We start from the raw sequence: 7,548 nt of genomic DNA, 5'->3' as shown, positions 1-7,548 counted from the left end.
GTCACCCCGCAACGCCCCCCACCACCCCGCAGGTCCCAGGGACCGCAGGTCCAGCTCCTGCCCCCAACCCCACCACCCCGGAACGCAACACACCGCACCGTGGGGGTCCGGGGGGTCGCCCCCCGGAAAAAACAACGGCCGACCTGGTTCGCGCTCTCCGCGAACACAGGTCGGCCGAGGCCGTGGAGGTGCCGGGAATCGAACCCGGGTCCTCTGTCGTTTCAACAGGACTTCTCCGTGCGCAGTTCGCAATGTCTCTACTCGGCCCCACCGGTCACGCGAACAAGCCGGTGTGACGGGCCCAGTCACTGTTTGCTTCCCAACCAGGCCCCGTGACCGGGACTGGCGGTGAGCCTCCTAGCTGATGCCGGCGACCGGGACGGAGGCACTCCCGGGCCGACAGACTCACACTCGCTTAGGCAGCGAGGGCGAAGTCAGCGCGACTGTTAGTCTTGGCGCTTATTGTTTTGCGGGCGACGCTTGAGGTGGTCAATCCGCCTGCACCTGCACGCTTCTCCTGAATCCACGGCCAGAGTCGAAACCGTTCACCCCCTGGGTGTTGACGATGCTGCTCCACCCATCCTAACGCCCCCGGCCCGTGGTTTCATCCCTGTATCCCCAGACGGGTAGGGGCAGCCCCACCCCGGACCCGCCTGCGTACCCCATACCGCCTGGCAGGGGAGCCGAGCAGGCTTGTGACCATGACTTCCGCTGTTGGCAGGCCGAGCGTCGCCGGTGCGTTCGGGTTCCTCGCCATGAACCTCGTTGTGGGGATCGTGGGTTTCACGGTGCTGGTCACCCTGGTGGCCGTGGGGGTGGGGACCGCCGTGGTGTGGGTGGGCCTGCCCGTGCTGGCGCTGGCCGTGCTTGTCTCACGGGGGGCGGCGCGGGTGGAGCGGGCCAGGGTGTTCGCCCTGCTCGACACCGCCATCGACCAGCCCTATCCGGCGTTGCCGGAGACCAAGCGACTGCGTGCGCGTTTCACTGACGTCAACACCTACCGGGACGCGCTCTACTTCGTGCTGATGTTGCCGATCGGGATCGCGGAGTTCGTCTCGCTGGTGACCTCGTGGTCGGTGAGCCTCGCGCTGGTCGGCCTGCCCGTGTTCTACCGGTGGTTGCCCGACGGCGAGTTCGCCGTTTTCGCCTGGGACGAGTCGACGATCGTGGTGGACTCGGTGTGGGAGGCGTTGCCGTTCGCGCTGCTGGGGGTGTTGTTGTTGGGAGTGACGATCCTGCTCACGCGGGGGCTCGGGCGCGCCCACGCCCGGTTCGCCCGCGCGCTGCTCGGTCCGACGAGGATCTTCGAGTGAGCCGCTACCCGAACCCCTTCAAGTCGATCCTGTACCTGATCGGCCTGTTCCCGCTCGGTCTGGCGGCCTTCGTGAGCACTGTGGTGCTGGTGGCGGTCGGTGTCGGCACGGTCGTGGTCTGGGTGGGGGTGGCGGTCCTGGTGGCCGCCGCGATCGCCGCCCGGGTCTTCGGCAACGGGTTCCGGATGTGGGCGCAAGCGTTTGCTGAGGTGTCGCTGCCTCCTCGGCCGGTGCTGGCACGACGCGCCGACGGGGTGCTGCGGCAGTGGCGCGACCTGGCCACCGACCGCCGCACCTACCGCGACCTGGCTTTCGTCGTGCTGACCTTCCCGATCTCGATCGCCTGCTTCGTCCTCGGGGTGGCCAGCATCCCGCTGGTCCCGCTGGCCTTCTTCGTCGCGCCGCCCGCCGCGTGGCTGCACGCCAGGATGGCCGTGGCCCTGCTCGGGCCCGACCGCACCGCCGAGCAGACGGCCCGCGCCGACCGGCTGCGGGCGTCGCGGGCCCGCGGGGTCGACGCCGCGGAGGCCGAGCGCAGGCGCATCGAGCGCGACCTGCACGACGGAGCCCAGCAGCGGTTGGTCGCGGTGGCGATGGGCCTGGGCCGGGCCAGGGGCAAGCTCGACGCCGACCCGGTGACCGCCCGCGCGCTCATCGATGAGGCCCACGCCGACGCCAAGCAGGCCATCGCCGAGCTGCGCGACCTCGCCCGCGGCATCTACCCGGCCGTCCTGGGCGACCGCGGCCTCGACGCGGCGCTGTCCGCGCTGGCCGCGAAGTCCCCGGTCCCGGTCAGCGTCGAGGTCGACGTCGACCCGCGCCCGCCCGGCGCGGTGGAGACCACGGCCTACTTCATCGTCGGCGAGGCGCTGACCAACATCGCCAAGCACGCGGACGCCACCGAGGTCGACGTGCGGGTGTGGCGCGACGGCGGGGACAAGGTGGTCGTCGAGATCACCGACAACGGCGTGGGCGGGGCGGTGCCCCGCGCGGGCGGCGGTCTGGCCGGTTTGGCCGACCGCGCCGCCACCATCGACGGCGTCATGTCCGTCGTCAGTCCCGTCGGTGGCCCGACCGTCGTGCGCGCCGACCTGCCGTGCGCGTGGTGACAGGATGGTCGCCATGCGCGTGGTGATCGCCGAGGACTCCGTCCTGCTCCGGGTGGGTGTGACCCGCCTGCTCGCCGACGAGGGCATCGAGACCGTCGCCGCGGTCGAGGACGGCGAGGCGCTGCTCGGCGCCGTCACCGAACACCGCCCTGACCTGGCGATCGTCGACGTGCGCATGCCGCCGACGTTCACCGACGAGGGGCTGCGGGCCGCGCTGCGCGCCCGCGCGGCGGTGCCCGGCCTGCCGGTGCTGGTGTTGTCGCAGTACGTCGAGGAGCGCTACGCGGTCGACCTGCTGGCCTCCGGCGCGGGCGGCGTCGGCTACCTGCTCAAGGAGCGCGTCGCCGAGGTCGGCGACTTCGTCGACGCCGTCCGGCGGGTGGCCGCGGGCGGCACCAGCATCGACCAGGAGGTGATCGCGCAGGTGATGGCCAGGGTCCGCCGCAAGCCGCTCGACGCCCTGACCCCGCGCGAGCGCGAGGTCCTCGGGTTGATGGCGCAGGGCCTGTCCAACACCGCCATCGCCCGGTCGCTGGTCGTGTCGGACGGCGCGGTGGAGAAGCACATCGGCAACATCTTCGCCAAGCTCGGCCTGGAGCCCCGCAGCGAGGAGCACCGCAGGGTCCGGGCGGTGCTGGCCTACCTGGAGGGTTAGCCGCGCAGCTTCTCGGTCGACTCCAGGGTGGCGCCGCCGGGTGTGAGCGACGCGCAGAGCAGCACGGACAGCGTGGAGGTCTTGAGCTCGGGGCGGGTGCCGGTGAGGGTCTCCACCAGGTCCTCGAGGTCGGGGTTGTGCCCGATGAGCAGGACGGTCTCGGCGGTCTCCGGCAGCGTGCCGAGCACGCCGAGCACCGAGTCGGGGCCCTCGCCGTAGAGCTGCTCGTCGTGGACGACGGTGGGGGTCGTCTTCAACTCGGCGGCCACGAGGTCCCACGTCTGGCGGGTGCGGGTGGCGGGGGAGACCAGCGCGATATCGATGTCGTCGATCCGGGCGGCCAGCCACCGGCCGACGGCGACGGCGTCGCGGCGCCCCCGGTCGGCGAGGGGCCTGCGGTAGTCGGGGACGCCCTCGGGCCATGCGGACTTCGCGTGCCGGAGGACAACCAGTCGGCGCATCGGGGAGACCTGCCTCTCTGTCGGTCCCATCGAACCAGCCTCATCCCCGGTGACGAAGCCGCTTGACGGTGAACCACGCCACCGCCGCCACGGCGATACCCAACACGGTGTACTCGAACACCGCCGAGTAGGGCTCGATCCGGTGCCAGTTGTCACCGAGCAGGTAGCCCGCGAAGACGAACAGCGAGTTCCACATCGCGCTGCCGAGGAGGGTCAGTCCGGCGAACCTCCAGACCGGCATCCGGTTCACGCCGGCCGGGATGGAGATCAGGCTGCGGAACACCGGCAGCATCCGGCCCAGCAGCACCGCCTTGCCGCCGTGCCGGTCGAAGAACGCGTTCGCCCTGTCCACATCGGACTCCTGGAACAGCGGCAGCCGCTTGGCCAGCGCCCGCAGCCGCTCGGTGCCCAGCTTGACCCCCAGCCAGTACAGGGCCAGCGCGCCCAGCACCGACCCCAGCGTGGTGAACACCAGCGCGCTCACCAGCGAGATCCGGCCCTGCCCCGCGGCGAAGCCCGCCAGCGGCAGGAACACCTCGCTGGGCAGGGGCGGGAACAGGTTCTCCGCCGCGATCAGCAACCCGGCCCCGGGGGCGCCGAGCACATCCATGACCGACAGACCCCACCCGGCGAGACCGCCGGGTCCACTCTCCGCCTGCACCTACCGCTGCACCGCCGTCCGCTGCTCACGTCGAAGCTTGGTGAACTCCCGCCACACCAGTCCGATCACCACCACGTCCAAGGCCGCCAACACGGCCAATCCCACCGATCCGGTCCGAGCCGCCCGCACCGCCTCGTAGACCACGAAGGCAACCATGACCACCACCGCCACCGGGAACGCCCCCGCCACCCGCCGCGACAGGGCAGCCACCAGTCCGAGTTTCACGATCCCGTGCAGCAGCAGGTACCAGATGGCGAAAGTGCGCGTGCCACCGTCGGCGAACTCCGCCGCCGCCTCGGACAGGCGGTGCGCCAGTGTCCCGTTGTGGTCGCCAAGCAGGTCCCGGGTGATGACCGCGTTGGCCACCCCGCCGATCAACGCTGGCGGCACCGCCACCAGCACGAGCGCGCCGAGCAGTTGCACCCCGCCATCGGCCCCTTTGATCACCAGGGCCAGGCGGAACCACCACTCCGGACGCTCTCGACTCACGCCCTACAGCATGCCCGCGGTTCGGGCGTTTGTCCGCCTGCGCACCATCTTCGTGCTCTTGAACACCCCCGCCCACCTGCGCATACCCCATCGGCGGATCAGTCGGGGCCGCGCCGCCGCTGGGTGGTGTGCCGCGTCGGCCGCTCGGTCAGCGGGTCCTCCGGCCAGCGGTGCTTCGGGTACCGCCCGCGCATCTCCGAGCGCACCCGCGGATAGCCGGTGCGCCAGAACGAGGCCAAGTCACCGGTGACCGCCACGGCCCGCCCGGCGGGCGAGAGCAGGTGCAGCACCACCGCCACCCGCCCGCCCACCACCGTCGGCGTCTCGGTCCACCCGAAGACCTCCTGCACCTTCACCGGCAGCGCGGGCGCCTCGCCGCTGTAGTCGACCCGCACCGCCGACCCCGAGGGCACCGTGAGCCGCTCCGGCGCCAACTCCTCGATCCGGCCCGCCTCCGGCCACGGCACCAGCCCCCGCAGCGCCGAGAGCATGTCGATCTTCCCCAACTCCGCTCGCGACCGCGCCTCGCCCACCCACAGGTCGGCCGCCTCCAGCAGCGCGTGGTCGTCCACGGCAGGCCACGGCCCGCCCAGGACCCGGTGCAGCAGTGCCAGCCGCTCCCGCAACCCGCCAGCCCGCCCATCGAGCCGCACCAGCCCCAGCCCGTGCCGCCGCACCCCGTCGAGCACGGCCGCCCGCACCCCCGCCGCGGGCGGCTTGGCCAGCGGCCGCTCCGCCAGCACGATCGCCCCCACCCGCCGCACGTGCCGGGCCACCACGTCCCCGTCCCAGAGCACCTCGTCGCCCTCGACCACCAGCCCGGCCGCCGCCGAGGTGACCACCCCCGCGTCCGCCGCCACCGCCAGCCGCACCTTCCCGTGCGCCGCCCCCGGCGCCCGATCCGCCACCGCGACGGCCAGCCACTCCGGGTCCCCCAACCCGGCCGCCTCCACGGCCGTGCCGTTGGCCAGCAGGTAGACGGCCGCCTGCCCGCCCCGGCGCCGACCCACCCGCTCCGGGTACGCCAGCGCTGTCACCAACGCCGCCGCCCCCACCCGGCTGAGCCCGTCACCCCGCCCACCCGCGTTGTTATCGCGGGTGTCGGTGTGTGCGCTGATGTCACGCAGACCACGGACAAGCCGATCCACCTCCCGACGCCAGCGCGCGGTGGCAGGCGAGCCAGCGCGCAACCGCCGCAGGCCCGCGTCCAAGTCCACCCCGTCGATCAGGGTGTCGTCGTCCAGCGTCGCGACGATCTCCGCCGCCGGTCGCGGACCGAGGGCAGCGGCCCCGTCGATGAGCGCGCGGGCCAACCGGGGGTGCAGGCCCAGGCGCGCCATCGCCCGCCCCCGGGCCGTCGCCCCGGCCTCATCGATGGCCCCGAGCGCCGCCAGCACCTCCCGCCCAGCCGCGAGCGGCCCAGACGGCGGCGCGTCCCACCAGTTCAGCGCCGACCCGTCCGGGGTGCCCCAGACCGCCAGCTCCAACGCCAACCTGGTCAGGTCGGCCGTGCGGATCTCCGGCTCCGGGAACCGGGGCAGGGTGCCCTGCTCGAACTCCGGCCAACACCGGAACACCCGCCCAGGCGCCTCACGCCCAGCCCGCCCCGCGCGCTGCGTCGCCACCGCCGCCGACACCCGCTGGGTGACCAGCCCCGACATGCCCCGCCGGTGGTCCACCCGCGGCGCCCGAGCCAGCCCGGCGTCGACCACCGCCCGCACCCCAGGCACGGTCAGGCTCGACTCCGCCACCGCCGTCGAGAGCACGACCCGCTGCCGCTCCCCAGCCCGCAGCGCCGCGTCCTGCTCCGCCGCCGGAAGCCGCCCGTGCAGGGCGACGACCGGGACATCGCCCAGCATCCCCGCCACCCGCCGGATCTCCCCGACCCCGGGCAGGAACACCAGGACGTCCCCGTCCACCGCCGACAGCGCCTGTCGCACCGCCCGCACCACCGTCGCCTCCACCCGCTCCCCGCGCAGCGGCGGGACATAGGTCTCCTCGACGGGGTACGACACGGCGGCCACGGTGATCACCGGCCCGCCCAGCAGAGCGGCCAGCGCGGGCGCGGCGACCGTCGCGCTCGTGGCGAGCACCCGCAGATCCGGCCGCAGCCCCGCCCTGGCGTCGAGCAGCAGCGCCAGCAGCAGGTCCGCGTCCAAGTGCCGCTCGTGCACCTCGTCGAGCACCACGGTGTCCACTCCGGACAGCTCGGGGTCGTGCTGGAGCCTGCGCACCAGCAGCCCGGACGTGACGACCTCCACGCGGGTGTCGGCGCTCACCTTCCGGTCCCCGCGCACGGAGTACCCGATCGATGCGCCAACGGGTTCTCCCCGCAGCGAGGCCATCCGCGCGGCCGCGGCCCGCGCCGCCAGCCGCCGCGGCTCGGCGACGACCACCCTGCCCGGCAGCGCGGGCGGCACCAGCGTGGTCTTGCCCGTTCCCGGCGGCGCCACCAGCACCGCGGTCCCGTGCTCGGCCAAGGTGCGGGTGATCTCGTCGAGGGCGGCTCGCACCGGCAGGTCCCGCATGCCGCCCAGCATCGCAGAGGCGCCCCCGTCGGTCGTGCGGCGTGTTCGGTTCCCGTTCTCCTCCTCTCATGTGCGGTTCGCCTGTTCTCAGGTTTCACTCAGCGTGCAGGGGTAATCTCGCCCTCTGTGAGCAAGGCAGTCCTGCTGGACAGGGGCGGCACATGGCCGCGGCTCAAATTGGCCGTGGTGTGGGTGGTACCGGGGGCTGGATCAAGGTGAGCGACCCCTGCCAGACCTCCCTCGCCGTCCACGCCCAGCCGTCCCTGAAGTCGGCCCGGACCCCGGCGGGGATCGTCCGGCCCGCGGGCCCGCCCGCGCCGGAGGCCTGGCTC

Annotated in this window: 7 protein-coding genes and 1 other RNA gene; 3 read left to right on the top strand and 5 right to left on the bottom strand. The window is 73.1% G+C overall.

From position 1 onward, the window contains the following. Window positions 1-180 precede the first annotated feature (180 nt). Window positions 181-553: a transfer-messenger RNA gene (ssrA, locus tag GCL84_RS00835) on the bottom strand. A 148-nt stretch (window positions 554-701) separates the two neighbouring features. On the opposite strand from ssrA, the gene GCL84_RS00830 reads away from it, so the two are divergent. Genes GCL84_RS00830 through GCL84_RS00820 form a run of 3 tightly spaced genes read left to right on the top strand, consistent with a single transcriptional unit; the run spans window position 702 to window position 3,077 of the window. After that, the gene (locus GCL84_RS00830; protein WP_156753372.1) at window positions 702-1,313 is read left to right on the top strand and encodes a sensor domain-containing protein; all 612 of its coding nucleotides are present in this window, start codon (window positions 702-704) and stop codon (window positions 1,311-1,313) included. After that, window positions 1,310-2,422 carry a sensor histidine kinase gene (locus tag GCL84_RS00825; RefSeq protein ID WP_156753371.1) on the top strand — a complete coding sequence of 371 codons (1,113 nt, stop codon included), beginning with the start codon at window positions 1,310-1,312 and terminating at the stop codon, window positions 2,420-2,422. Before GCL84_RS00830 ends, GCL84_RS00825 begins: the two co-directional genes overlap by 4 nt. A gap of 13 nt (window positions 2,423-2,435) precedes the next feature. Then, window positions 2,436-3,077, top strand: coding sequence for a response regulator transcription factor (locus GCL84_RS00820; protein ID WP_156753378.1), 642 nt, complete (start codon window positions 2,436-2,438; stop codon window positions 3,075-3,077). On the opposite strand, the gene GCL84_RS00815 is transcribed toward GCL84_RS00820, so the two are convergent. From GCL84_RS00815 to hrpB, 4 genes are all read right to left on the bottom strand, one after another. Then, a complete protein-coding gene (locus GCL84_RS00815; RefSeq protein ID WP_156753370.1) occupies window positions 3,074-3,538 on the bottom strand; it encodes a SixA phosphatase family protein in 465 nt (154 codons plus the stop codon). The two genes, GCL84_RS00820 and GCL84_RS00815, sit on opposite strands and share 4 nt — an antisense overlap. 40 nt (window positions 3,539-3,578) lie before the next feature. After that, a complete protein-coding gene (locus GCL84_RS00810; RefSeq protein WP_156753369.1) occupies window positions 3,579-4,148 on the bottom strand; it encodes a DedA family protein in 570 nt (189 codons plus the stop codon). A gap of 51 nt (window positions 4,149-4,199) precedes the next feature. Beyond that, window positions 4,200-4,688, bottom strand: coding sequence for a DUF2127 domain-containing protein (locus GCL84_RS00805; RefSeq protein ID WP_156753368.1), 489 nt, complete (start codon window positions 4,686-4,688; stop codon window positions 4,200-4,202). A gap of 98 nt (window positions 4,689-4,786) precedes the next feature. Further along, window positions 4,787-7,216 (bottom strand): ATP-dependent helicase HrpB, encoded by a 2,430-nt coding sequence (hrpB, locus tag GCL84_RS00800; RefSeq protein ID WP_156753367.1) that lies wholly within the window; start codon window positions 7,214-7,216, stop codon window positions 4,787-4,789. Window positions 7,217-7,548 lie beyond the last annotated feature (332 nt).

It is taken from the genome of Actinokineospora pegani (genome assembly GCF_009745975.1).
Taxonomy (GTDB): domain Bacteria; phylum Actinomycetota; class Actinomycetes; order Mycobacteriales; family Pseudonocardiaceae; genus Actinokineospora; species Actinokineospora pegani.
The sequence above is the reverse complement of the archived record's forward strand: the minus strand, read 5'-3'. Positions and strand labels throughout refer to the sequence as shown.

Excerpts from the sequence above, each read along its gene's own strand:
- GCL84_RS00830 (WP_156753372.1), top strand. The coding sequence starts at position 702 with ATGACTTCCGCTGTTGGCAGGCCGAGCGTCGCCGGTGCGTTCGGGTTC.
- GCL84_RS00820 (WP_156753378.1), top strand. The coding sequence starts at position 2,436 with ATGCGCGTGGTGATCGCCGAGGACTCCGTCCTGCTCCGGGTGGGTGTG.
- GCL84_RS00815 (WP_156753370.1), bottom strand. The coding sequence starts at position 3,538 with ATGCGCCGACTGGTTGTCCTCCGGCACGCGAAGTCCGCATGGCCCGAG.
- GCL84_RS00810 (WP_156753369.1), bottom strand. The coding sequence starts at position 4,148 with ATGGATGTGCTCGGCGCCCCCGGGGCCGGGTTGCTGATCGCGGCGGAG.
- hrpB (WP_156753367.1), bottom strand. The coding sequence starts at position 7,216 with ATGCGGGACCTGCCGGTGCGAGCCGCCCTCGACGAGATCACCCGCACC.